The organism is Burkholderia sp. NFPP32, assembly GCF_900119325.1.
GTDB classification, from domain to species: domain Bacteria; phylum Pseudomonadota; class Gammaproteobacteria; order Burkholderiales; family Burkholderiaceae; genus Burkholderia; species Burkholderia pyrrocinia_C.
Window position 1 is genome coordinate 218,333 of sequence record NZ_FPJP01000002.1, and the last position, 25,743, is coordinate 244,075.

The window sequence follows — 25,743 nt, forward strand, 5'->3', positions numbered from 1 at the left end:
TCAACGGAAGAATCATCGCGTGCAGAACCACGAAGTCAGCGCGGACGACGCGCCGCCCAAGGCGCAGCGCGGGATCCAGAGTGTCGAGGTCGGCGGCCGGCTGCTCGACGCGCTCGCGCGCCGGCGCAAGCCGCTCGGCCTGTCGGAGCTGGCCGCGGCAGCCGACCTGTCGACCGCGCAGGCGCATACCTATCTCGTCAGCCTGACGCGGCTCGCGCTCGTGAAGCGCGACGCGATCACCGGCAATTACGAGCCGGGCCCGTTGTCGTTGCGGCTGGGGCTGATGTCGATCGAGAGCCAGCCGGCCTATCGCGCGGCGCTGCCGCACGCGGCTCGGCTCGCGGAAGCGGTGGGCTTGAGCGTTGCGCTGTCGGTACCGGGCGTGCTCGGCCCGACGATCGTGCGCATCGAGCACGGCGGCTATCCGCTGCACGTGAACCTGCACGTCGGCTCGGTGATGTCGCTCGACACGACGGCGACCGGCCGCGTGTTCCGCGCGTTCGGCGATCCTGCGCAAACCGATGCGATGGCGGCCAGCCATGCCGGCGCGGGTGATACGCTCGCGGGCGCCGAAAGCACGCAACCCACGCAGGATGCCGGAGCGCAACTGGCCGAACTCGACGCGATCCGCGCGCGCGGCATCGAACGCAGCGTCGACCGGCCGAGCCCCGGTGTCAGCGCGATGTGCGTGCCGGTATTCGACGCGCACGGGCGCCTGCAGCTCGCGTTGACGGTGATCGGTTCGAGCGGGTCGATCGATGTCGGCTGGGATGGCCCGATCGCGACCGCGTTGCGCGATGCGGCGCGGCAGGCCACCGCATCGCTCGGCGCGGCAGTTTCGGAACCGCCGCCCGCCCCCTCGGCGGGCGCACCGCGCATGCCGCCCGCGCTGGCCGACGATGCGAAAGCGCAGCGCGGAATCAACGCGCTCGACAGCACCGGCGAGCTGCTGCTCGCGCTGGTATCGGCGGGCCGTGCGCTGCCGCTGCGCGATCTCGCGGCGGCGGCCGGCATGCCGGCGGCGAAGGCGTTTCCGCATCTCGTCAGCCTGCAGAAGATCGGCCTGCTGAGCCGCGACGACGCCGGCTGCTTCGACGGCGGCCCGCTCGGGCAGGCGCTCGGCCTGATCGCGATGCAGCGCGTGTCGCCGACGCGCGACGCGGAAGCCGAGATCGTCGCGCTGGCCGCCGCGACCGACATGAGCGTGGCCGCCGCGACGCTCGGGCCGCTCGGCCCGACCGTGATCCGCCTCGAGGAATCGGCGCGGCCGCAGCACGTGAGCCTGCAGGTCGGCACCGTGATGTCGCTCGTCAATACGGCGATCGGCCGGATCTTCGCGGCCGGCATGTCCGACGACGTGCTGGCCGACCTGCTCGCCAACGAGCCCGTACGCCTCGCCGGCAGCGGCCCCGCCCAGGCCGACGATGCATTCCGCGCGCGGCTCGCGGCGATCCGCGCGGACGCGCTCGATTTCGCGTTCGACGCGCCGGTGCCGGGCATCGGGACGGTCGCCGCGCCCGTGTTCGATCACACCGGCAGCATCCGGCTCGTGATCGCGATCATCGGCTCGTCGCGCGGCTTCCCGCGCGGGCCGGACAGCGACCTCGCTCAGACGCTGCTCGCCGCGACGCGGCGACTGTCGTGGCGGTTCGGGTGGATCGGCCGGTAATCGCCGCCGCCTTCCTCTCCGTCGCGCGATTCCCCTCTCTTTCTCGTTGAAGGCCGTGTGCTTGCCACGGCCTTCTTGCGCCTGTCCGCTACCTGACGGACCGCCCCAATTCATGTTGCGAAGCAGCAACACAAAGTGTCAGTAATTCTCATATAACGAAATCGCATTTCACAACGCGGAGACGTTTCGCTATGATTAGGGTTATCCCTAACTCGCCACCTATATGGGGCTTCGTCATGCAAACGTCTAATGTCTCCGATCGTTCCACCCAATCCACTGGCTGGCTCGCACGTGTTGGCGAGCTGCTTGCGGAAGCCTGGCAGCTCCACCTCGAGAACTGCGAAGTCATCGCCGAAGCACACGCGCGCCTTCCGCGCTGAACGGAACGATCAGCCGCCAGCCGGCGCGATGACCTGCCGGATCCGCTTGTGCGGACGCACGCCGCGAGGTCGCTGCGTCCGGCACAGGAATATCTGGCAGGCCACGCGGAAACTGGCCGGGCTTGCCCCGGGTTGAATGCGCTGACCGCGTCGGGAGCGTTGAGGTCGGTTTGAGGTCCGGCACCAATCAGCATCGGTGCGGTTTTGTCTGCCGGTTGCCCGGACGGGCTACCGTTATCCCGTCGGCGCGCGATTGCGCCGGATCGTTGCGGACGGAAGATTCATCCGTTTTGTCTACCCGCGTGCTGTTCCACGCCGAACGCCGTCCCTGGCGGCCGATCGCCGGCTTTCTCCGCGCCATCGCGCAGTTGCATGCGCCGTCGTTTCAACGACGGCCGCGCCCCTTCTCCGCCCCCTCACACCTGGATCGAAGGCACATCCTTCATGCAGCGCAGCGCGAACATCGAGCGGCTGTGACGGATGCTCGAGATCTTGTACAGCTTTTCGCGCAGGAACCGCTCGTAGCCGGCCGTGCCGTCCACGGCGACCTTGATCCAGTAGTCGTATTCACCCGACACCAGATACGCCTCGAGCACTTCCGGCAGCGCGGCCAGTTCCGCGCCGAAGCGCGCGAGCGCGTCGTCTTCGTGGCGATCGAGCGTGACTTCAAGGATTACGATGTCCGCGTAGCCGAGCATGCGCTGGTTGACCAGCGCGACGTAACCGTCGATGTAGCCGTCGACTTCGAGCTGCCGCGTGCGGTTCCAGCACGCGGTCGTCGACATGCCGATCTGTTCGGCCAGTTCGGCGTTCGACAGGCGCGCATTTTTCTGCAATGCACCAAGGATCTTGCGGTCCTGATTGTCGAGTGTTTTCGGCGTGCGTTCGCGGATAGCCATGATGAAAAGAATCTTCTACTGAAAATCAGCATTCTATCTGAACAAGATTCCGGTTTCGGGCCCGTTTTACCGGAAAACAGGAAGCCTTTTAACCTGCTCGCTTGATACATTTTCACCATGCCTGTTGCCCGGCACGCTCCCCGCGACAACCCCTTCGCACCGGGACGCACGGCCGCAATCACGAGTTGCGGTGCCGGACAAGCAGGCATGCGATTCCCCGCCGCCCGCACGCCTATCCGACCGCGTGCGGAGCCGGTGCCTGCATCCCCGTTCTCGCACTTCCCGTCATGTCGTTCAGGCTTTATCTGTCGTTCCTCGCTGCTTCCGTCGTTCTCATCTACGCGCCCGGCCCCGTCAACCTGCTCACGATGAACCAGGCGCTGCGCGCCGGCTGGCGCCGCGCGCTGCCGTGCGTGTGGGGCGGTACGCTCGCCGTGCTGCTGCAACTCGCGTTGACCGCGCTGTGCCTGAATTCGCTGGTCCACCTCGACGAACACGCGCTCACCGTGCTGCGCTGGGCCGGCGCCGCGTATCTCGTGTGGCTCGGCGGCAAGCAATGGCTCGGCCGCTCGCCGGTCAACGCGCCCGCCGCATCGGCGGAAGTCGCAGCCAGGGCTGGAGCCGGAGCCACGATCGTCCCGCAGGACGCCGACACCGGACGCGCGCTGTTCTGGCGCGGCGTCGCGACGTCGGGCCTGAATCCGAAGACGCTGCTGTTCTTTCCGTCGTTCTTTCCGCAGTTCATCAGCCCGAACGCCGACTGGAGCCTGAACCTTCAATACCTGCTGCTCGCCGCAACGTTCGCGCTGCTGTTCGCGGGCGGCGTCGCGTCGATGGCGCTGTTCTCGCACCGGCTGAGCCGCGCGTTGCGGCGGCCGGCGCGGATGCGCGCGATGAACCGCGTGACGGGCGGGCTGCTCGTCGGGATGGGCGCGATCATGGTCGGCTGGAACTGAGCAAGCAGCGCAACCTCGAACGGCTGCGGCTGCCGAAACCCCACACGGTGTTTTCGCCGCGGCAACTCGCGGGCGAGCTGCTCGCAAGCACGCTCAACGACGAACCGGGCGACAAGTCGGTGATCTCGAATCTGGTGTTCGGGACCGCCGATGCCGCCTGCCCCAGTGAGCCGTTGAGCCGTTGAGCCGCTAACCGTGTGACCCGGAGCGGTCGGCGCTCGACCGGTACAATCGCGCGATGTCCGAATTGCTCACTTACGGCGGCCTGTTCGCCGTGTCGATGGTCGCCGCGACCCTGTTGCCGCTCCAGTCCGAAGCCGTGCTCGCCGGCCTGCTGCTCGCCGGGCGCGAGCCCGTGTGGGCGCTGGTGCTCGTCGCGAGCCTCGGCAATGTCGCCGGCTCCGCGATCAACTGGGCGCTCGGGCGCGGCATCGAGCACTTCCGCGACCGCCGCTGGTTTCCGGTCAAGCCGTCCGCGCTCGCGCGCGCCGAGCGCTGGTATGCGCGCTACGGCCGCTGGTCGCTGCTGCTGAGCTGGGCGCCGGTGATCGGCGATCCGCTGACGATGATCGCCGGCGTGCTGCGCGAGCCGCTGCCGACCTTTCTCGCGATCGTCACGCTCGCGAAGGTCGGCCGCTATCTGGCCGTCGCGTGGCTCGTGACGTACTGACGGTACTGACGCCGCCTTTCCTCCGTCGATGGCGCCTGCTTGCGCCGCCACCGGCTTCGCACCGCTAAAGAATCCGCCGAAGCTGCCGTATTCCTTACGGTGTGCGGTGACGCGTGCGTTCCGCCCCTCTCCCACCCCACTCAGGATGCCGTATGAGATTGACCCAATTGGGCCGGGTGAGCGTCGGCGCGCGCCTGGCCGCGCTGGCGTGCACGCTCGTCGCACTGCTGTTCACCGTTTTCGCGTGGGCGCTCGCCCATTTCGCCAGCCAGCAACTCGCGGACGAGGCGCACGCGCGAATCGCCGACAAGGAGCAGTCGATCCGTGCGATGGTCGAGATGTTCGACAAGGCGCTGTCGGCCGAAGCCAGTCGCGCGATGTCGCTGTTCGCGAGTTTCCTGCCGGCCGATTTCTCGCTCGACCCGGCGCGCACCGTCGACATCGGCGGCGTCGCCGCGCCCACGCTGTCCGCGGGCGGTCAGCCGCTCGACCTCGATTACTCGATTCCCGACCAGTTCCTGAAGAAAAGCGGCGCGATCGCGACGATCTTCGCGCGCGACGGCGACGATTTCGTGCGCATCACGACGTCGCTGAAGAAACAGGACGGGGCACGCGCGGTCGGCACACGCCTCGATCGCGCGAGCCCCGCGTACGCGCCGCTCGCCGCCGGACGCAGCTACACCGGCCTCGCCAAACTGTTCGGCCGGCAGTACATCACGCAGTACAAGCCGGTCACCGATGCAACCGGCCGCGTGATCGGCGCACTGTTCGTCGGTCTCGACGTCGGCGCCGAGTTGCAAGTCGTCCAGGACGGCATCCGTGCGTTGAAGGTCGGCGAGAACGGCTACTACTTCGTGCTCGACGCCTCTCAGGGCGCATCGCGCGGCACCTTCGTCGTCCATCCCGATGCAGCCGGCCAGCGCGCCGACGACGCGCGCGCGCCGTACACGCAGATGCTCGCGGCCGGCCACGGCCGGCTCGCGTATACGTCGGCCGACCCGGCCGCGCACGACAGCCGGCCAACCGCGAAATTCGTGTCGTTCACGACGGTTCCGCAATGGCAGTGGCTGGTCGGCGGCATCGCGATCGACGACGAACTGCTGGCCGGCATGCGCACCCTCCGCGATCGCTTCCTGATGATCGCAGCCGTGCTCGTCGCGGCGTTCGCGGCGCTGTTCGTCGTCGTCGTGAGGCGCGTCGTGAGCCGGCCGCTCGATGCGGCGGCACGCGCGTCCGAACGCTACGCGGCGGGCGACCTCAGCGTGCGGATCCGCGACGGCGAGACGGCACGCGGCGCCACGCGCAGCGACGAGATCGGCCGGCTCGTGCAGGCGGTCGACGGGATCGGCGACGGCCTGGCGCGGATCGTCGCGCAGGTGCGCAGCGGCTCGGCCGACATCGCGCGCGGCATGGTCGGCATCGCGGCCGGCAGCGGCGACATCGCCGCGCGGATCGCGACACAGGCGAGCAGCGTCGAACAGACAGCGGCCAGCATGGAGCAGATCACGGCCGCCGTGCAGCAGAACGCCGAGCACGCGGCGCAAGCGAACGCGCTGGTCGCGAACGCATCGGCGGCCGCGACCGACGGCGACGAGGCCGTGCAGCGCGTGGTCGCGACGATGGACGAAATCGGCCGCGCAACGCGCCGGATCGCCGAAATCACGGGCGCGATCGAAGGCATCGCGTTCCAGACCAACATTCTGGCGCTGAACGCAGCCGTCGAGGCCGCGCGCGCAGGCGAGCACGGCAAGGGCTTCGCGGTGGTCGCGGCCGAAGTGCGCGCGCTCGCCCAGCGCAGCGCGGCCGCGGTCAAGGAAATCGACGCGCTGAGCGCCGAATCGTCGACGACCGTCGAACAGGGGTACCGAATCGCGGACGCGGCGCGCGGCACGATGCGCGACATCGTCGCGCGCGTCGATCAGGTCAGCACGCTGATCGGCGAGATCAGCGCCGCGTCGCGAGAGCAATCGACCGGTATCGAGCAGGTGAACCAGGCCGTCACGCAGATCGGGGAGACCACGCAGCAGAACGCGACGCTGATCTCGGACGCCGAACGCGCGGCCGTCGCACTGCGCGACCAGGCCGCGCAACTGTCGGAAGCCGTCAGCGTGTTCCGGCTCGAACGCGACGCATGAGCGTCGACCGGCGGCGGCCGGCGGCCGCTCGCCGCCTACTTCTTGTCGCCCGCCAGGTCGATCGCCTTGTCCGAGCCGACCGCATTGCGCAGCTGGAACTTCTGGATCTTGCCGGTCGACGTTTTCGGCAGCTCGCCGAAGCGCACGGCCTTAGGCACCTTGAAGCCCGCGAGCAGTTGCCGGCAGTGCGCGACGATCTCCTCCTCGGTCGCGCGTGCGCCTTCGCGCAGCTCGACGAACGCGCACGGCACCTCACCCCATTTCGGGTCGGGCATCGCGACGACGGCCGCAACCGCGACGGCCGGATGCCGGTACAGCGCGTCCTCGACCTCGATGCTCGAGATGTTCTCGCCGCCCGAGATGATGATGTCCTTGCGGCGATCCTTGATGCGGATATAGCCGTCCGGCGTCAGCACGCCGAGATCGCCGGTATGGAACCAGCCGCCGTGGAACGCCTCGTCGGTCGCGTGCGGGTTCTTCAGGTAGCCCTTCATGCAGATGTTGCCGCGGAACATGATCTCGCCGAGCGTCTCGCCGTCGGCCGGCACCGGCGCCATCGTGTCGGGATCGAGCACCGTCGCGCCCGCTTCGAGGTGGTAGCGCACGCCCTGGCGCGCATTGAGCCGCGCGCGCTCTTCATCCGGCAGCGCTTCCCAGTGCGCCTGCTTCGCGCACACGGTCGCCGGGCCGTAGACCTCGGTCAGCCCGTACACGTGCAGCAGGTCGAAGCCGATCTCCTTCATCTTCGCGATCACCGCCGGCGCGGGTGCCGCGCCCGCGACCATCGCGTGCACCGTGTGGTCGATGCCTTCGCGGAATTCGGCCGGCGCGTTCGCGATCGCGCTCTGCACGATCGGCGCGCCGCAATAGTGCGTGATGCGTTCGCGGCGAATCAGGTCGAACACGGTCTTCGCGTCGAACTTGCGCAGGCAGACGTTCACGCCCGCACGCGCCGCGACGGCCCACGGGAAGCACCAGCCGTTGCAGTGGAACATCGGCAGCGTCCACAGATACACCGCGTGCTTCGGCATGTCCCATTCGAGGATGTTGCTGATCGCCGCCAGATACGCGCCGCGATGGTGGTAGACCACGCCCTTCGGGTCGCCGGTCGTGCCGGACGTGTAGTTCAGCGCGATCGCGTCCCATTCGTCGGCGGGCGGCGTCCATGCGTAGCCGGCGTCGCCGCTCGCGACAAACGCTTCATAGTCGATCGCGCCCGCGAAGCGCTCGGGATCGGCCGGCATCGCATCGGCGACGCTGACGATCTTCAGGCCCGGCACCTCGAGCGCCGCGCGATGCGCGAGCTCCGCGTATTCGGTGTCGACGATCAGCACCTTCGCCTCGCCGTGACGCAGCATGAAGATCACCGACGGCACGTCGAGCCGCGTGTTGATCGTGTTCAGCACCGCGCCGGCCATTGGCACGCCGAAGTGCGCCTCGACCATCGCCGGGATGTTCGGCAGCAGCGCCGCGACGGTGTCGCCGCGCCCGACGCCGGCCTGCGCGAGCGCGCTCGCCAACTGCTTCGCGCGCGTGTAGGTCTCGCCCCACGTGCGCCGCACGTCGCCGTGCACGATCGCGAGGCGCTCGCCGTAGACTTCCGCCGTCCGGACCAGGAAGTCGATCGGGGTGAGCGGTACGTAATTGGCATCGCGGCGGCCGAGCCCGGCCTCGAACATCTGCGTCATGATCCTGTCTCCCGTGTTCTGTCGACCGGTGTGCATGCACCCCGGATCGCTTTGATGTGGTTCAATTGCCGACAGCCTAACGGGCGTTATTGTGAGCCGTCTGTCATCGAAACGACAGAGTGCCTTTCGAGCACCGCGCGTTATCCCTAACCTCGCAAACCCGCACCCATGCACGATCACCACGTTGCGCCGCCCGACGCGGCCGCCCACCCGGCCGACGCGCTTCCCGAACCGGGCCCGCTGCCGGCGCTGTCGACGCTGTTCGGCCAGTGCGCGTGGTTCCGCACGCTCGCGCCCGAACACCAGGCGCTGGTGCTCGCGCAGTCGCATGTCGAGCAGTGCGAGGCCGGCGACGTGATCGCGCACCGGCTCGCGCCGTCCGAATACTGGATCGGCGTGCATCGCGGGCTGCTGAAGCTTGCGATCTTCAACGCGTCGGGGCGCGGCTGCACGTTTTCGGGTGTGCCGTCGGGCGGTTGGTTCGGCGAAGGCAGCGTGATCAAGCGCGAACTGCGCAAGTACGAGGTCGTCGCGATCCAGCGCTCGACCGTGCTGTTCGTGCCGGTCGACACGTTCCATGCGCTGCTCGACACGAGCCTGCCGTTCACGCGCTTCGTGATCCACCAGTTGAACAACCGGATGGGCGAATTCATCGCATCGATCCAGAACAGCCGGCTGCTCGACGTCGATGCGCGCGTCGCGCAGGCGCTCGCGCAACTCTTCAACCCGGACCTGTACCCGGACACCGGCCCGTCGCTGTCGATCTCGCAGGAGGAACTGGGGATGCTCGTCGGCGTGTCGCGGCAGCGGATCAACCAGGCGCTGCAGCAGCTCGAGAAGCTCGGCGCGCTGCGGCTCGCGTACAACCAGATCGAGGTCGTCGATCTGGGCGCGCTCGCGCGCTTCGGGATGGAGCAGATCTGAGCGCGGCGCGATGAGCGAAACCGTCGCCGGCACGACGCGCGCATCCGGTGCCGCGGCGGTTCGCCGGTCGCGGCATGCGCGCGCATTTCATCTGCGGAATCGGCCGGCGGCGACCGCGCGCCCAACCTGACAATCCCGCCAGTTTCGCGACAGTAACCCGTTCCACGCCGACGCCTATCATTCGGGTTCCCCTCACCGACGCCTGATCACCGCCTGTCCCGCTGCCTCCATGTGGATCGTCAATCTCGCGCTCAGGCGCCCCTACACGTTCATCGTGATGGCCATCATGATCGTGCTGGCCACGCCGCTTGCGCTGATGCGCACGCCGGTCGACGTGCTGCCCGCGATCAACATCCCCGTGATCAGCGTGATCTGGAATTACAGCGGCTTCTCCGCGACGGAGATGACGAACCGCATCACGGCCGTGCATGAACGGATCCTGACGACGACCGTCAACAACATCCAGCATGTCGAGTCGACGTCGCTGCCCGGCATCGCGGTCGTGAAGGTGTTCCTGCAGCCGGGCGCGAACGTGCAGACGGCGATCGCGCAGACGGTCTCGTCCGCGCAGGCGATCGTGCGGCAGATGCCGCAGGGCGCGACGCCGCCGCTCGTGATCACCTATTCCGCGTCGAGCATCCCGGTGATCCAGCTCGGGCTGTCGAGCACGACGCTCAGCGAACAGTCGCTCGCCGACATCGCGCTGAACTTCCTGCGCCCGCAACTGATCACGATTCCCGGTGCCCAGGTGCCGTTCCCGTACGGCGGCCGCACGCGCGTGGTCGCGATCGATCTCGATCCGCAGGCGCTGCTCGCGAAGGGCCTCACGCCGGCCGACATCGTCAACGCGGTCAACGCGCAGAACCTCGTGCTGCCGACCGGCACCGCGAAGATGGGCCAGACCGAATACCGGATCGACACGAACGCGTCGGCCGATACGGTCGCCGACATCAACAACCTGCCGATCCAGACCGTCAGCGGCGCGACGACCTACCTGCGCGAGGTCGCGTCCGTGCGCGACGGCTTCGCGCCGCAAACCAACGTCGTGCGCCAGAACGGCCAGCGCGGCGTGCTCGTGTCGATCCTGAAAAGCGGCGACGCGTCGACGCTCAAGGTCGTGTCGGACCTGAAGGCGCTATTGCCGAAGGTGATCCCGACGCTCCCCGAAGGGCTCACGATCACGCCGCTGTTCGACCAGTCGGTGTTCGTCAACGCGGCCGTGCAGGGCGTGATCCACGAGGCGCTGATCGCGGCCGTGCTGACCGCGATGATGATCCTGCTGTTCCTCGGCAACTGGCGCAGCACGCTGATCATCGCGATCTCGATTCCGCTGTCGATCTTCACGTCGCTGATCGCGCTGTCGGCGCTCGGCGAGACCATCAACATCATGACGCTCGGCGGGCTCGCGCTCGCGGTCGGGATCCTGGTGGACGATGCGACCGTCACGATCGAGAACATCGAGCGGCACCTGCATCTCGGCACGCGCCGGGCCGCCCCAAGCATGCCGAGCGACCCCGTCGGGGAGCAGCGACCGGAGGGAGCGCGGGGGTCGTCGTTCGGCACGAACCTGCACGATGCGATCCTCGAAGGCGCCGGCGAGATCGCGGTGCCCGCGTTCGTGTCGACGCTGTGCATCTGCATCGTGTTCGTGCCGATGTTCTTCCTCACGGGCGTCGCGCGCTTCCTGTTCGTGCCGCTCGCGGAAGCCGTCGTGTTCGCGATGCTCGCGTCGTACGTGCTGTCGCGCACGCTCGTGCCGACGCTCGCGATGCTGCTGTTCCGCCCGCAGCAGGCGAGCACGGGCCCCGATCATGCGACGTCGCGTTTCGCGCGCCTTCATCATGCGTTCAACAACTCGTTCGAACGGCTGCGCGCGTGGTACATCGTGCTGCTGAGCATGCTGCTCGTGCGCCGCCGCTTCTACGCGATGTGCTTCCTCGGCTTCTGCGTGCTGTCGACGGGCCTCGTGTTCGCGCTCGGCCGCGACTTCTTCCCGAACGCCGATTCCGGCAACATCCGCCTGCATATGCGCGCGCCGACCGGCTACCGGATCGAGGAAACCGCGCGCCTCGCCGACCGGGTCGAGCGCGTGATCCGCGAAGTCGTGCCGCCCGACGAACTCGGCGCGATCGTCGACAACCTCGGCCTGCCCGTCAGCGGCATCAACCTGTCGTACAGCAATGCCGGCACCATCGGCACGCTCGACGGCGAGCTGCTGATCGCGCTGAAGCCCGGCCACCGCGCGACCCGGGATTACGTGCAGACGCTGCGCAAGCTGCTGCCCGAGCGCTTCCCCGGCGTCGAATTCTTCTTCCAGCCGTCGGACATCATCACGCAGATCCTCAACTTCGGTCAGCCGGCCGCAATCGACGTGCAGGTGCTCGGCAACGATCTCGCGAGTAACATGACTATCGCGAGCAACCTGATGAAAAAGGTCAGGCAAATCCCCGGCGCCGTCGACGTGCACGTGCTGCAACGCAACGACGAGCCGACCCTGCTGGCCGACATGGATCGTACGCGCATGCAGCAGCTCAACCTCTCCGCGCAGAACGTCGCGCAGAACATGCTGATCTCGCTGTCCGGCAGTTCGCAGACGACGCCGTCGTTCTGGATCAACCCGAAAACGGGCGTCCAGTACCCGCTGCAGATCCAGACCCCGCAATACGACATCTCGTCGGTCGACGACCTGCTCGGCACGCCGATCTCGGCCAGCGGCCGCACGGGCATGCCGCTGCAACTGCTCGGCAACCTCGTGCAGGTGCGCACCGCCGCGAATCCGGCCGTGATCACGCACTACAACATCCGCCCGGCGATCGACCTGTACGTGAGCGTCGAGGGCCGCGACCTCGGCTCGGTCGCGGGCGAGATCGACCGCATCGTGTCCGACATGCGCGCGAGCCTGCCGCGCGGCACCGACCTGACGATGCGCGGCCAGATCGAGACGATGCGCACGTCGTATATCGGCCTCGGCGCCGGTGTCGCGATGGCGATCGTGCTCGTCTACCTGCTGATCGTCGTCAATTTCCAGTCGTGGCTCGACCCGCTGATCATCATCAGCGCGATGCCCGCCGCGCTCGCCGGCATCGCGTGGATGCTGTTCGTCACCGGCACGCACCTGAGCGTGCCCGCGCTGACGGGCGCGATCATGACGGTGGGCGTCGCGACCGCGAACAGCATTCTCGTGGTGTCGTTCGCGCGCCAGCGTCTAGCGGCCGGTGCGCCGCCGCTCACGGCCGCGCTGGAGGCCGGCGCGACGCGGATCCGGCCGGTGCTGATGACCGCGCTCGCGATGATCATCGGCATGGTGCCGATGGCGCTCGGTCTCGGCGAAGGCGCCGAGCAGAACGCGCCGCTCGGCCGCGCGGTGATCGGCGGGCTGCTGTTCGCAACCGTGTCGACCTTGCTGTTCGTGCCGCTCGTGTTCGGCGGCGTGCATTCGCGGCTGGCCCGCCGGCGCGCGCGCCAGGCCGGACACTGACTTTCGCCTATAGACCCGGTCAACTCATGGAAGAGAAACATCACAGCTCCGTCGGCATTCAGGTGGACGAACACGGCATGCACCTGCCGACGCGCACGTCGGTGTCGCGGCGCGGGCGAATCGTGCTGATCGTGATCGGCGTGCTGCTGGCCGCCGGCGCCGCGCGCACGATCGTCGTCAACGTGCTGAACCGCAACCGGCTCGACGCGATCGCCGAGCAGAACACGCGCCAGTACGTGAACGTCGTGCGCCCGGCCGACGCGGCCACCGGCGGCAAGCTGACGCTGCCGGGCACGCTGCGCGGCTTCGTCGAGGCGCCGATCTACGCGCGCGCGAGCGGCTATGTGCTGCGCTGGCAGGCCGATATCGGCGCGCACGTGAAGCAGGGGCAAGTGCTCGCCGAACTCGACACGCCCGAACTGAACCAGGAGCTCGCGCAGGCCACCGCGCAGCGTCAGCAGGCGCAGGCGGCGCTCGCGCTCGCGAAGACGTCGTTCGACCGCGCGCAGCAGTTGCGCCAGCGCGATGCGGTGTCGCAGCAGGAACTCGACGACCGCCAGGGCGCATTCAACCAGGGCACCGCGAACCTCGCCGCGGCCGATGCGAACATGCGCCGGCTCACCGAACTGAAGGGTTTCCAGCGGATCGTCGCGCCGATCGACGGGATCGTCACGCAACGCAACGTCGACGTCGGCGATCTCGTCAGCTCCGGCAACGCGGGCCGCTCGCTGTTCACGGTCGTGCAGGCCGACCGGTTGCGCCTCTACGTTCAGGTGCCGCAGGCGTACGCGCAGCAGGTGAAGGTCGGCCAGCACGTGAGCGTCGCGCAGGCCGAGCTGCCGGGCCGGACCTTCGACGGCACGATCACGCGCACGTCCGGGTCGATCGATGTCGCGACGCGTTCGCTGCAGATCGAGATCACGCTGCCGAACCCGGATGCACGGCTGCTGCCCGGCGCATACGTGCAGGCGACGCTGCCGATGACGCCGGTCGGCCGCCTGCAGATTCCGGCCAATACGCTGCTGTTCCGCGCCGAAGGCCCGACGGTCGCGACCGTCGACGCGAACGGCCAGGTCCGCCTGAAACCGGTGACAGTCGTGCGCACGATCGGGCAGACGCTCGAAGTCGACGGGCCGATCACGCCGAACGACCGCCTGGTCGCGAACCCGAGCGACGCGCTCGCGAACGGCGATCCGGTCGTCGTGTCGACGCCGGCGGCCAAACCCGCATCGGCCGTCGCGGGAGCGAAGTCGTGATCGCGATGCGCGCCCGCGTGCGGCCCGCGGCGCTCGCCGCCGTCGTGGCAGCGGCCGCCGTCGCCGGCTGCACGGTCGGCCCCGACTACCGGCGCCCTGCCGTCGATACGCCGGCCGCGTGGCGGCTCGACCCGGCCGACGCATACTGGCACCCGGCCGCGCCGGCCCGGGCGCCGCTCGATCCCGCGTGGTGGACCGCGTTCGGCGATCCGCGGCTCGACGCGCTCGAAGCCGACGCGCTGCGCAACAACCAGAACCTGAAGGCCGTCGCCGCGCGCTACGACCAGGCGAAGGCGACGCTCGCATCGGTCGCGTCCGCGCAGTATCCGGCGGTCGGCCTGACCGCGAGCGGCCAGCGCTTCAAGATCTCCGCCGACCGGCCGCAGACCAACTACGCGACGCGCAGCATGTCGACCGTGCAGAACGAGATTCAGGTCGGCGCGAGCGTCAGCTACGAGCTCGACTTGTTCGGGCGCGTGCGGCGCAGCGTCGAATCCGCGCAGGCGAGCACCGAGCAGGCGCACGACGATTTCGCGAACGCGCGCCTCGTGCTGACCGCCGATCTCGCGTCGAGCTATTTCGCGCTGCGCGAACTCGATAGCGAGATCGACGTCGTCAAGCGCTCGATCGACCTGCAGCAAAAGGCGCTCGACTACGTGAGCGCGCGCCACGAACTCGGTGCCGTGTCGGGCCTCGACCTGCTGCAGCAGCGTTCGCAGCTCGACGCAACGCGCACGCAGGCGCAGTTGCTGATCCAGCAGCGCGCGCAGGTCGAAACCGCGATCGCGACGCTGGTCGGCACGCCGGCCCCCGAATTCTCGCTGCCGCCGCGCGTGGTGCCGATCAACGCGCCCGCGCTGCCGACCGGCATGCCGAGCGACCTGCTGCAACGGCGCCCCGACGTCGCGTCGGCCGAGCGCGCAATGGCGGCCGCGAACGCGCAGATCGGCGTCGCGCGCGCCGCGTATTTCCCGCGCATCGCGCTGTCGCCGGACATCGGCTGGGATGCGACGCGCTTCGCGAGCCTGTTCACCGTGCCGGCACTGCTGTGGTCGGTCGGCGCGTCGGTCAGCCAGCCGCTGTTCGAAGGCGGCAAGCTGAAGGCCGGCGTCGATTTCGCGCAGGCCGGTTATGCCGCCGCGCAGGCCAGCTACCGGCAGACCGTGCTCACCGCGTTCCAGGAGGTGCAAAATGCGGTGACGGGCCTGTCGGTGCTGGCCGACGCCGCCCAGCAGGCAGCGGCGGCCGTCGACGACGCGCGCAAGCTCGTGTCGCTCGCGCAGGACCGCTACGCGGGCGGCCTGACGCCGTTCATCGACGTGCTGACGGCGCAGCAGCAACTGCTGACGAGCGAGCGCCAGGCCGTGCAGATCCAGGGCCAGCGCGCGGCGCTCGTCGTCTTTCTCGCGAAGGCGCTCGGCGGCGGCTGGGACGGCGATGCGACGAGCGGCCGCGCGCCGTCCGACGTCGCGACGGCCGGCCCGCAGCGCACCGCGGGCGTCGGCCCTTAACCCGATTAGGCGGAAAAACCACATGAAAGTCCTGATCGTCGAAGACGAACCGAAAGTCGTCGAATACCTGAAGAGCGGCCTGACCGAGGAAGGCTGGGTCGTCGACACCGCGCTCGACGGCGAGGACGGCGCATGGAAGGCCGTCGAATTCGACTACGACGTGGTCGTGCTCGACGTGATGCTGCCGAAGCTCGACGGCTTCGGCGTGCTGCGTGCATTGCGCGCGCAGAAGCAGACGCCCGTCATCATGCTGACCGCGCGCGACCGCGTCGACGACCGCGTGCGCGGGCTGCGCGGCGGCGCCGACGACTACCTGACCAAGCCCTTCTCGTTCCTCGAGCTGATCGAACGGCTGCGCGCGCTGACGCGCCGCGCGCGCGTGCAGGAATCGACGCTGATCTCGATCGGCGACCTGCGCGTGGACCTGATCGGCCGCCGCGCGACCCGCGACGGCACGCGGCTCGACCTGACCGCGCAGGAATTCCAGCTGCTCGGCGTGCTCGCGCGGCGCAGCGGCGAGGTGTTGTCGAAGACGACGATCGCCGAACTCGTGTGGGACGTAAACTTCGACAGCAACGCGAACGTCGTCGAGACGGCGATCAAGCGCCTGCGCGCGAAACTCGACGGCCCGTTCGCGGACAAGCTGCTGCACACGATCCGCGGCATGGGCTACGTGCTCGAGGCGCGCGAGGACGGCGACACCGAGAGGCAGGCATGAAACGCTCGATCGTCCTGCGGCTGTCTGCGATGTTCGGCATCGTGTCGCTGCTCGTGTTCACGCTGGTCGGCTGCGGGCTGTTCGTGATGATGGAGCGCCAGCTGTTCGCCGAGCTGCGCGCGACGCTCGATACGCGCACCAAGGTCGCCGAGATGATCGTGTCGCATGCGACGACGGCCACACGCGGGCGGCTCATGCAGGAAAAGCTGGCCGACCTGGAACCGCCCGACGGCTCGACGCGCTACCAGATCGACAGCACGAACCCGGCATTTCGCTTCGGTACGCCGGTGAACGGCGTGCCCGTCGATCCGCCGTTCGGCGCGTTCCAGCGCTACGCGCTCAACGACAGCAGCTACGACGTGATGACGAAGACCGTCACGGTCGCCGGCAACGGCGAGCGTCCGACGCTGAAGCTGATCGTCGCCAGTTCGTGCGAGCGCACGCAGCGGATGCTGCGCCGCTTCGGCTTGACGCTCGCGGCGCTGATCGCCACCGCCACCGTCATCACGCTGCTGCTGAGCCGCGCGGTCGCGCGCTTCGGGCTCGCGCCGCTCGACCGGCTGTCGCAGGATGCGGCAACCGTGAGCGCCACGAACCGCCGCCAGCGGCTGCACACCGACGCGCTGCCGGCCGAGCTGCGCGACCTCGCCACGTCGTTCAACGGCGCGCTCGAACGCATCCAGCAAACCTACGCGCGGCTCGAGGCCTTCAACGCGGACGTCGCGCACGAGCTGCGCACGCCGGTCAGCATCCTGATCGGCCAGACCCAGGTCGCGCTGACGAGCCGCGATCGCTCGGTCGACCGGATGCGCCAGACGCTGCAGTCGAACCTCGAGGAATTCGAGCGGCTGCGCGTGATCATCAACGACATGCTGTTCCTGTCGCGCAGCGATCGCGGCGAACGCGCGACCGACCTGAAGGACGTGTCGCTCGCCGACGAGGTGCGGCGCATGCTCGACTTCCTCGAAATCCCGCTCGACGAGGCGCAACTGCGCGCCGAACTGCACGGCGATGCGCGCGCGGCCGTCGATCCGTCGCTGTTCCGCCGCGCGATGACGAACCTGCTGATCAACGCGATCCAGCATTCGGCGCCCGGCGCGACGCTGCACGTGACGATCGCGCGCCGCGACGCGCTCGTCGAGATGGCCGTGTCGAACCCCGGCGAGCCGATCGATCCGGTGCAGCGCTCGCACGTGTTCGAGCGCTTCTACCGGCTCGAGGAAGCGCGCGCGAACAGCAAGGAGAACCACGGGCTCGGGCTGTCGATCGTCAAGGCCGTGGCCGAGATGCACGGCGGCGGCGTGTTCGTCGCGTGCTCGGGCGGCATCAATACGTTCGGCTTCTCGGTGTCGACGGAACCCCGCGCGGGCGGTCCGCTACGCGCGGCCGACGCAGCCGACTCGGCCGCTTCGCGTCCGGCCCACGCACCACGCGCGCTGCATTGACGGCGGCCGCGCCTGTCGACGTCCGGCCGCCTCCGATCGGCGCTTGCCGGCCACGAACGCGGCCCGGGACGCATTACGCGCGTGGCTTGCCACCCTGCTCGCGCCACGCCCGCGGCGACATCGCAAACCGCTCGCGAAACACGCGGCTGAAATGCGACATGTCGTTGAATCCCCAGCGCAATGCGACGTCGGACACGCGCAGCGCCACGCATTGCGGATTCGCGAGATCCTGCGCGCACCGTTCGAGCCGCAGGTTCCATACGTAACGCATCAGCGACGTCTCCTCGGCCTCGAAGAGCTTGTTGATGTACCGCGACGAAATCCCGATCGACCGTTCGATCATCATCGGGTTCAGCTCCGGATCGTGCAGGTGCTCGAGCACATGCCGCTTCACACGCGTCAGTGTCAACGCCTTCATCCTCGATTGCGCGAGGTCGTTGCGCTGCATGCCCCCTAGCGTCATCGCGATCAGCGTGATCGCGGTATCCGACAACTGCCGCATCTCGTCCTCGGTCACGCTACGGATCTGCGACGACATCTGCTCGAGAAACGCACGCATGACGCTGCCGACGCCCTCCCCGGTTTGCGTCGGGCACGCCGTGCGGTGTTCCATCCCGATGACGAGCTGGTTCAGCGTCGCCCGGGGAATGCTGACGACGATCTCGCGCCACGACTGGCCGAACTGCAGATGGTGAGGCCGTGTCGCGTCGTAGATCGCAAAATCCCCGGGGCGCAACGTGACGATCTTGCCGTCCTGCTCGACCGATTGGCTGCCCTCGAGCATCAATACTCCGAAATACTTGTCCTCATACTCGCTGCGCGCCTGGCGATAACGCCGAATCACGGCCTGCTCGCTCGCGTGGATTTCCGAGATTCGCATCTTTTCGCACTTGCGCTGCCGCACTCGGCCGAAGAAATCGGCTTTCTGCACGGCCGCGATCTGCACGTCCGCGAACAGGCGCAGAATCGTCTCGCGCCAGAATTCGATACGCTGGCTGACCGAGCCGTCGGTCGGCACCTCGATGGCCGCGTTCGTCCGTTCGTCCAGCGGGCTGTCGGACGCCAGACCGGGCGCGTCGCCGCTTGCGGCGCGCGGGAAAGGACGCATCGTCATGGTCGTGCCCCACATGGGTTAGCAAACACGCAGCCGGTAGCGTGCCCGTTCAAAAGCGCATTGTCCAATCGATGGCCGCGTACGCCGCGTTGCCGGTCGGACCGACACGCGGCGCGGCGGCGACGCGCTACCGCTCCGGGCATGTCATGAGCATGTCGTCCGACGCCAGTCGGATGATTGTTCATACGCATAAGCAACGCGATAGAGCGTCGCCTCGTCGAAACGGCGCCCGACCAGTTGCAGCCCGATCGGCAGGTCGTCGGCTACCCCGCACGGCAGCGACATCGCCGGATGCCCGGACACGTCGAACGGCGCGGTATTCGCGAGCATCTCGAACGCCCTCGTCAGCGACTCGGACATCGCGCAACCGGGCTCCGGCAGCTTCGACGCGCGCATCGGCACGGTCGGCATCACCAATACGTCGTACGACTGCAGCGCCGCGTCGTAAGCCGATCGCAAGCGCCGCGCGAGGTTCTGGCACTTCGCGTAGTAGCGCCCGCGATACCGGCTCGTGAAATATTCGCCGAGCAGCATCGTCACCTTCACGGTATCCGGCAACTCATCGGCCCGCTCGCGCCAGCCCGCGTGATGATCGATCATGCCGGTCACGTACAGGCCGCCCCAGTTGAAACCGTGGCTGTTGCCCTTCATCATCTGCTGCGTCGCACCCTCGGCCGCAATCGGCAGCCAGATCGCGGTGCCGGCGGCATGCAGCGACACCGACACTTCGTCGACGCTCGCGCCCAGCTTGCGCAACCGGTGCGTGGCGGCCAGCACGGCCTCGTCGACCACTTTCTCCGAATTCGCGAGCCCGAACGCCTCGCGCAGGATGCCAATCCGCAGTCCCGCGATGCCGTCTCGGATCGCGCCGAGATAATCGGCGCGCGGCGGCAACGCCCGTTGGCGCGGATCGAGTCCGTCATCGCCCGCGATGACATCGAGCAGCAGCGCGTTGTCGAGCACGTTGCTCGTCATCGGCCCCAGATGATCGACGGTTGCCTCGATCGGCATCGCGCCGGTGTACGGCACGAGCCCGTGCGTCGGCTTCATCCCGTAGACGCCGCAATAGGCGGACGGGATCCTGACCGAGCCGCCCTGGTCGCCGCCGAGCGCCATGTCGACCTCGCCGCTCGCGACCAGCGCGCCGCTGCCTGACGACGAGCCGCCGGACGAGTGCCCTGCCTTGCGCGGATTGTGCACCGGCCCCGACGCGCTCGTGTGCGAGCCGCCGGAAAAGCAGTAGTACTCACAGGTCGACTTGCCGGCGATCGTGCCGCCGGCGTCGAGCACCCGGGTGACGACGGTCGCATCGACGTCGGGCACATAGCCCTCGAACGTGCTCGCGCCGTTGCGCATCGGCACGCCGGCAACGCAGATGTTGTCTTTCACGACCACCGTCTTGCCGCGCAGCTTGCCATCCGCGGCACCGTGGATCGTGCTCTTGCGCGCCCACGCGCCGTAACGGTTCTCGTCGCCTTCCGGGCGGTAGCCGGGCGTGCGCGGATACGCGACGACGGGCAGATAGTCGGGCAGCGCGTCGATGGCGTCGTACGCATCGAAGTTCGCCTGCAGGGCATCGTCGTATTCGGCGAGTTGGCGGGAATCGACATGAAAGCCGAAACCGGCTGCAATGTCGGACAGTTGTTCGCGAGTCGGGCGTTTGATGGCCATCGACGTTCTCCAGTTCGGTAAGCGGCACCGCCGGCGCCGGCGGGATTCAGCGGGTGACGGCGTCGCGCATCAGTCCGGTGCGCGGATGGCAGTTCACGTATTCGTAAACCTGATGCTTGGCGTCGAAGACGGAAACCTCGTGATACAGCCGCAGTTTCGACAGCCCGGTCACGACGCGGAAGAATGTAACGAAGATCCGCAGGTGCGTCGGATGTGATTCGGCCCAGCGCTCGAGGCGGTCAAGCGAGCGCCAGTGGCCGATGTTGTAGCTCTCGTCGAGCACGTTGCCGTCGAGATCGATCGAGCGCACGTAGCGATTGCTGTAGCAACCGACGTCCGCGCCGTTGTCGCGCAGAAATTCCATCCCGCTGCGCAGCGTCGGCTCGATCTCCTCGAGATACAGTCGGCGCTCGTCTCGCTCGGCCGCGCGCCAGTCCTGGCCGGAGCGAATCAGCGCGATGTTGTCGTGTGCCAGTACGACCACGCGGCCGCCACGGGCCGGATCGCCCTCGACGACGCGCAACTCGCCGTCCGCGCGCATCCAGTCCGTCTGCGAGATCGGGAACCGGTCGCGCATCGATCCCCAGTAGCCGTGCTCCTCGATCTCGCCGCTGACGCCGTCCATGATCGCGCCGACGCCGGGGAAATCGCTCGTAAATGCGTAGAGCGTCTCGAACTGCTCGGCGCGCGGCGCGACGATTTCCCGGAAATAGCCGATCCCGTCCGCGAGACGCGCGTCGGAGGCCCACCATTCGACGAGTGCCGGCAACGCAATCCAGCGCGCATACGCGGCCGGATCGCGCCAGTAGCCGACGGCGATCAGGTTCTCGTAGCCTTGGTCGTCGGTGTGTTGTGTCAGATCGAAGTTGTTCGGGCCGTCCTGCGCACCGAAATCGGCGACGATCCGGCGCAACGCGGCCAGCGCCGTGGCGCGCTTGTCGGCGCCGCGATACTGCACGCCGAAATAGCCCATCACGACCTGGCTCAGGTCTTCGGCGGCCCGGGCGACATACATCGGGAACGGCGGCTGGTAATCGTCGGCGACGCGGCGCGACAGCGTCCGCGGGCAGATCAGGTGTTTATCGATGGCGGATTCCATGCGTGACCTCTCTGGAAAGGGAATCGGATGTCGAGGTATCGACGTTGGGGACACGGAGCGACATGCACCGGGCGTATCCCGGCGCACGCGGGTCGTCAGAAGATGTGCGCGTAACGCAGGCCGGCGAGCAGGCTGCTCTTCGGGCCGTTGCGCACGCTCAGATCGGTGCCGAGCTGGATTTGCACCTGATCGGACTTCGTCACGAATTTCGCCGCGGTGATCCGCATGCGCGTCGTGCGAAGCGCGTCGTTGTTGTCCGCGCCGCCCACGCTCGTTTCACCGCCCCAGAGCTGCGTGATGCCGATCCCGAGCGACGTGCCCGGATCGGGCATGTAACGCACCATCGCCTGTGCGCTGTAGCTCATCCGCTGATGCAGCGTCGTGCCGCTCGCGCCGTACGACGTGTTGTTGCCGTACCAGATCGCGTCGCCGACGAGATCGAGCGCCCACTGCGGCGAAAAGTGCTTGATGTAGGCCGCCTGGAAATCGAGCGACCAGCGGTTGGCGCCGAGATTGAGACCGCGGTTCTGGTCGTAGCTCCCTGTCGGCGCGTAGACGTATACCGTCGCGGCGACGACGTCCTTCGCGTCGTTCAGGCGGAATTTCAACGGTGCGGTCAGGATCACGTCGCCGACACCATTCGTACTGCCAAGCGCGCCAGCGTTGCCGAAGCTGCTGACGTGACCGAACGGCAGCAACACCTGCGGATCGATCGTGAGCCTGTCGGTGAGCTGGAACACATGCAGCAGGCGGGCGATGCCGATATTGGACTGCAGGTCGAAATCCGACGTCCGGTGGCCGTTCGCGTAGTAGGCGTTCGTCGCGGAGTAGTTGTAGTACAGCACGCCGATCGTCGCGCCGGCCGGATACTGCTCGTAATCGCCGGGATCGACCTCGACCGCGCCCGCGTAATGCGATGCGACGACCATCAGCGACAAGCCGATCCAGCGCGCGATTCGCTTCAGTTTCAATCTGTTGACGTTGTCCATCATGCTCCTCACCTGGATGCACAGACACCGCCGCGCTCGACGTACGACGAACGGGAATCGTTGCCGGACGGTGGAATAGCGGGGTGTTGGCTGACTGTTGTTCCGCCGTTACTGCGGGAGTACCGGCGATTCGCGACATCGAACGGCCGTCGCTTGAGGGTGAGAATAGAAAGGCAAAATCCGCATTTCTGTTTTCCGGCGGAACAAGAAATTGGCTGTGGCGGACCTCCGCGACCCGTGCCATACGGCGGTCGCACAACGTGCGCCGGCGGCCGCCGTTGCGTGCCGGGCGCCCTGTCGATGCCGTGAATCGCCGTGCCTCCGTTGCGCGTCGGCCCCTGCCGCGCCACGGGGCCGTCTCAGCATAGTTTCCGATCCGTGCCGGCAAAGAACCGCGCTTTTTCTCTTCTTACCCTGCTCGTCGAGCGTGACCGGCACCACGCTTCCACGCCCCGCCACGGCAGTACCAACGCGATGGCGGCGGTCAATCCGAACCACCACAAGGAACCCCACGATGAGCGCGATCCCTTCCGCGGAAACAGCCTCGACGCCCGGCGAACGTGCCTGGGCGCTGTTTCGCGTGATGAAAGAGAAGAACCTGATCCCCGACGGCTATATCGAAGGCCTGACCGAGCTGATGTCCACGACCTGGGATCCGGCCAACGGCGCGCGCATCGTCGCGCGCGCGTGGGTCGACCCGGCGTTTCGCGAACTGCTGCTGAAGGACGGCACGGCCGCGTGCGCGCAGTTCGGCTACACCGGGCCGCAGGGCGAATACATCGTCGCGCTCGAAGACACGCCGGCGCTGAAGAACGTGATCGTCTGCAGCCTGTGCTCATGCACGAACTGGCCGGTGCTCGGGCTGCCGCCCGAGTGGTACAAGGGCTTCGAATATCGTGCGCGACTCGTCCGCGAAGGGCGCACGGTGCTGCGCGAACTCGGCACCGACCTGCCCGACGACGTCGTCGTGAAGGTCTGGGATACGACCGCCGAAAGCCGCTATCTCGTGCTGCCGGTGCGGCCGGCCGGCAGTGAGCACATGACCGAGGAACAACTGCGCACGCTCGTCACGAAGGACGTGCTGATCGGCGTGGCGCTGCCGCGCGTGCACTGACTCGCACCACGTTTCGCTTTCGACCTTCATCTCGGAGTCACATATGGACGGCTTTCACGACCTCGGCGGATTCCAGGGTTTCGGCCCGGTGCCGCACACGATCAACAGTCTCGGCTACAAGCCGGTCTTCAAGGAAGACTGGGAGCATCTCGCGTACAGCCTGATGTTCGTCGGCGTGGACCAACTGAAAAAATTCAGCGTCGACGAGGTACGTCACGCAGTCGAACGCATCGACGTGCGCCAGCACGTCGGCACGCGCTACTACGAGCGCTACGTGATCGCGACGGCCACGTTGCTCGTCGAAACCGGCGTGCTCACACAGGATGAGCTCGACCGCGCGCTCGGTTCGCATTTCCGGCTCGCAAACCCGCCGAAATCCGGCGGCCGGGCGGCACCGCCCGACTCGACGCGGTTCGAGGTCGGCGATCGCGTCGTCGTTCGCGACGAATACGTCAGCGGACACATCCGCGCGCCGGGCTACGTTCGCGGCAAGGAAGGCGTCGTGCTGCACCGGACGACCGAATCGTGGCCCTTCCCGGACGCGATCGGCCACGGCGACACCGGAGCCGCGCATCAGCCGACCTATCATGTCGAGTTCCGCGTGAAGGATCTGTGGGGCGCCGCCGCCGACGACGGTTACGTTGTGGTCGACCTGTTCGAAGGCTACCTGGATCGCGCGTCCGGGCAGAGCGCATGACGACGCCGGGAAATCGACAAGCGCCGGCCGCCGCACCGCCGAGGATTCCGGTCACCGTGCTGTCCGGCTTCCTCGGCGCCGGGAAGACGACGTTGCTGAACCACATCCTGCGCAACCGCGCCGGCCTGAAGGTCGCCGTGATCGTCAACGACATGAGCGAAGTGAACGTCGACGCCGACGACGTGCGCCGCAACGTCGAGCTGCGTCGAGGCGAGGACGAACTGGTCGAAATGAGCAACGGCTGCATCTGCTGCACGCTGCGCGCCGATCTGCTCGAGCAGATCGGCACGCTCGCGCGGCAGCGTTGCTTCGACTATCTGCTGATCGAGTCGACCGGTATCTCGGAGCCGATGCCGGTTGCGGAGACGTTCGCGTTCCTCGACCGCGACGGTTTCAGCCTCAGCGAACTCGCGCGGCTGGACACGCTCGTCACGGTGGTCAACGGCGAGACGTTCGAGGACATGATCGCGTCGGCTGAACCGGTCACGCGCGACGCCACGCTCGCGAACGGCAGCGATTCCGGTCCGCCGCGCAAGCTGTCGGACCTGCTGATCGAACAAGTCGAATATGCGAACGTGATCCTCGTGAGCCGACTCGACCGGATCGGCAACGCAGGTTTCGACAGGCTGCGCGCCATCCTTGCATCGCTGAATCCGTCCGCGCGAATCCTGCCGATGCAGCACGGCGAGATCGATCCGTCAGACGTCCTCGATACGCGGCGTTTCGATCTCCCGGCGCTCGTCGAATCGCCGGGATGGATGCAACGCATGCAGGTCGACGAACGCCCCTCGGAATCCGATGCGTACGGGATCGCATCGTGGATTTATCACGAACGTGCGCCGTTTCATCCGGCGCGCCTGCTCGCGTGGCTGCGTCGCCCCTGGGCCAATGGCCGGCTGCTTCGCTGCAAGGGACATGTCTGGGCTGCGCACCGATATGCCGACATCGCCATGCTCGTGCAAACGGGCGGCGCGTTCCAGTGGGGTTACGTCGGGCGATGGTGGCGATTCGTTCCTCAATCAGACTGGCCGCACGACGACTATCGTCGCGACGGCGTGCTGAAAAAATGGGAGGAGCCGACAGGCGATTGCCGGCAGGAGATCGTGTTCATCGGGCAGTCGATCGATCACGTCCGGTTGCGTCGCGAACTCGATGCATGTCTGCTGACGGTCGAAGAAATCGATGCAGGCCCGGAGTCGTGGCCGCAGCTTCCGGAAGCCGACGTGTTCGACGCGCTCGCGACTACCGCCCGTCCGTGACGTGAGACTCGACGACCGCGGCTGCAACGGTGCGTCCAACGACTTTCGGTCGCCGGTGCGCGCTGCGACCG

At 67.7% G+C, this 25,743-nt stretch carries 19 protein-coding genes and 1 pseudogene; 14 read left to right on the forward strand and 6 right to left on the reverse strand.

The window, feature by feature from the left end; all coding sequences use genetic code 11:
• Window positions 1-19 precede the first annotated feature (19 nt).
• Window positions 20-1,669 (forward strand): IclR family transcriptional regulator, encoded by a 1,650-nt coding sequence (locus BT264_RS05335; RefSeq protein ID WP_072436726.1) that lies wholly within the window; start codon window positions 20-22, stop codon window positions 1,667-1,669.
• Window positions 1,670-2,465: 796 nt separating this feature from the next.
• Here BT264_RS05335 and BT264_RS05345 read toward each other — a convergent pair.
• A complete protein-coding gene (locus tag BT264_RS05345; RefSeq protein WP_072436724.1) occupies window positions 2,466-2,948 on the reverse strand; it encodes an Lrp/AsnC family transcriptional regulator in 483 nt (160 codons plus the stop codon).
• Between the two features lie 287 nt (window positions 2,949-3,235).
• Between BT264_RS05345 and BT264_RS05350 the strand changes: the two genes are divergently transcribed.
• The 4 genes and pseudogenes from BT264_RS05350 (at window position 3,236) to BT264_RS05365 (ending at window position 6,709) form a co-directional block, all read left to right on the forward strand.
• Complete coding sequence (locus BT264_RS05350; protein WP_072436723.1) at window positions 3,236-3,904, forward strand: LysE family translocator; 669 nt, start codon at window positions 3,236-3,238, stop codon at window positions 3,902-3,904.
• Window positions 3,901-4,089: pseudogene (locus BT264_RS40425) on the forward strand (hypothetical protein); the annotation flags it as partial. The gene BT264_RS05350 and the pseudogene BT264_RS40425, both read left to right, overlap by 4 nt.
• Before the next feature lie 53 nt (window positions 4,090-4,142).
• Entirely contained in the window at window positions 4,143-4,574 is a 432-nt protein-coding gene (locus BT264_RS05360; protein WP_072436722.1) for a YqaA family protein, read from the forward strand.
• 152 nt (window positions 4,575-4,726) lie between these two features.
• Window positions 4,727-6,709: a methyl-accepting chemotaxis protein gene (locus BT264_RS05365; protein ID WP_072436721.1), complete on the forward strand. Its 1,983-nt coding sequence runs from the start codon at window positions 4,727-4,729 to the stop codon at window positions 6,707-6,709.
• A gap of 35 nt (window positions 6,710-6,744) precedes the next feature.
• Here the strand turns inward: BT264_RS05365 and BT264_RS05370 are convergent, their stop codons facing one another.
• A complete protein-coding gene (locus BT264_RS05370; protein WP_072436720.1) occupies window positions 6,745-8,397 on the reverse strand; it encodes an acyl-CoA synthetase in 1,653 nt (550 codons plus the stop codon).
• Window positions 8,398-8,565: 168 nt separating this feature from the next.
• Between BT264_RS05370 and BT264_RS05375 the strand changes: the two genes are divergently transcribed.
• The 6 genes from BT264_RS05375 to BT264_RS05400 all read left to right on the forward strand — a co-directional run bounded on the left by BT264_RS05375 (window position 8,566) and on the right by BT264_RS05400 (window position 17,729).
• Window positions 8,566-9,321 (forward strand): Crp/Fnr family transcriptional regulator, encoded by a 756-nt coding sequence (locus BT264_RS05375; protein ID WP_072436719.1) that lies wholly within the window; start codon window positions 8,566-8,568, stop codon window positions 9,319-9,321.
• A gap of 229 nt (window positions 9,322-9,550) precedes the next feature.
• Window positions 9,551-12,799 carry an efflux RND transporter permease subunit gene (locus BT264_RS05380; RefSeq protein ID WP_072436718.1) on the forward strand — a complete coding sequence of 1,083 codons (3,249 nt, stop codon included), beginning with the start codon at window positions 9,551-9,553 and terminating at the stop codon, window positions 12,797-12,799.
• A 26-nt stretch (window positions 12,800-12,825) separates the two neighbouring features.
• Window positions 12,826-14,055, forward strand: coding sequence for an efflux RND transporter periplasmic adaptor subunit (locus tag BT264_RS05385; RefSeq protein ID WP_072436717.1), 1,230 nt, complete (start codon window positions 12,826-12,828; stop codon window positions 14,053-14,055).
• Window positions 14,056-14,060: 5 nt separating this feature from the next.
• Entirely contained in the window at window positions 14,061-15,566 is a 1,506-nt protein-coding gene (locus tag BT264_RS05390; protein WP_083533927.1) for an efflux transporter outer membrane subunit, read from the forward strand.
• 22 nt (window positions 15,567-15,588) lie between these two features.
• The gene (locus tag BT264_RS05395; protein ID WP_034179625.1) at window positions 15,589-16,284 is read left to right on the forward strand and encodes a heavy metal response regulator transcription factor; all 696 of its coding nucleotides are present in this window, start codon (window positions 15,589-15,591) and stop codon (window positions 16,282-16,284) included.
• Entirely contained in the window at window positions 16,281-17,729 is a 1,449-nt protein-coding gene (locus BT264_RS05400) for a heavy metal sensor histidine kinase (RefSeq protein ID WP_072436715.1), read from the forward strand. The genes BT264_RS05395 and BT264_RS05400 overlap by 4 nt, the downstream gene beginning before the upstream one ends.
• A gap of 73 nt (window positions 17,730-17,802) precedes the next feature.
• Here BT264_RS05400 and BT264_RS05405 read toward each other — a convergent pair whose 3' ends face one another.
• The 4 genes from BT264_RS05405 to BT264_RS05420 all read right to left on the reverse strand — a co-directional run bounded on the left by BT264_RS05405 (window position 17,803) and on the right by BT264_RS05420 (window position 22,605).
• Window positions 17,803-18,843 carry an AraC-like ligand-binding domain-containing protein gene (locus tag BT264_RS05405; RefSeq protein ID WP_072436918.1) on the reverse strand — a complete coding sequence of 347 codons (1,041 nt, stop codon included), beginning with the start codon at window positions 18,841-18,843 and terminating at the stop codon, window positions 17,803-17,805.
• Between the two features lie 144 nt (window positions 18,844-18,987).
• Complete coding sequence (locus BT264_RS05410) at window positions 18,988-20,514, reverse strand: amidase (RefSeq protein ID WP_072436714.1); 1,527 nt, start codon at window positions 20,512-20,514, stop codon at window positions 18,988-18,990.
• 46 nt (window positions 20,515-20,560) lie between these two features.
• The gene (locus BT264_RS05415) at window positions 20,561-21,613 is read right to left on the reverse strand and encodes an aliphatic aldoxime dehydratase (RefSeq protein ID WP_072436713.1); all 1,053 of its coding nucleotides are present in this window, start codon (window positions 21,611-21,613) and stop codon (window positions 20,561-20,563) included.
• A gap of 95 nt (window positions 21,614-21,708) precedes the next feature.
• Entirely contained in the window at window positions 21,709-22,605 is an 897-nt protein-coding gene (locus tag BT264_RS05420) for a transporter (RefSeq protein ID WP_072436712.1), read from the reverse strand.
• Between the two features lie 511 nt (window positions 22,606-23,116).
• Here BT264_RS05420 and nthA point away from each other — a divergent pair.
• From nthA to BT264_RS05435, 3 genes are read left to right on the forward strand one after another with little or no spacing between them, the layout of a single operon-like run.
• Complete coding sequence (nthA, locus tag BT264_RS05425; RefSeq protein WP_072436711.1) at window positions 23,117-23,716, forward strand: nitrile hydratase subunit alpha; 600 nt, start codon at window positions 23,117-23,119, stop codon at window positions 23,714-23,716.
• Window positions 23,717-23,759: 43 nt separating this feature from the next.
• The gene (gene nthB / locus BT264_RS05430; RefSeq protein WP_072436710.1) at window positions 23,760-24,413 is read left to right on the forward strand and encodes a nitrile hydratase subunit beta; all 654 of its coding nucleotides are present in this window, start codon (window positions 23,760-23,762) and stop codon (window positions 24,411-24,413) included.
• Complete coding sequence (locus tag BT264_RS05435) at window positions 24,410-25,672, forward strand: GTP-binding protein (RefSeq protein ID WP_072436709.1); 1,263 nt, start codon at window positions 24,410-24,412, stop codon at window positions 25,670-25,672. The genes nthB and BT264_RS05435 overlap by 4 nt, the downstream gene beginning before the upstream one ends.
• The last annotated feature ends 71 nt before the right edge of the window (window positions 25,673-25,743 follow it).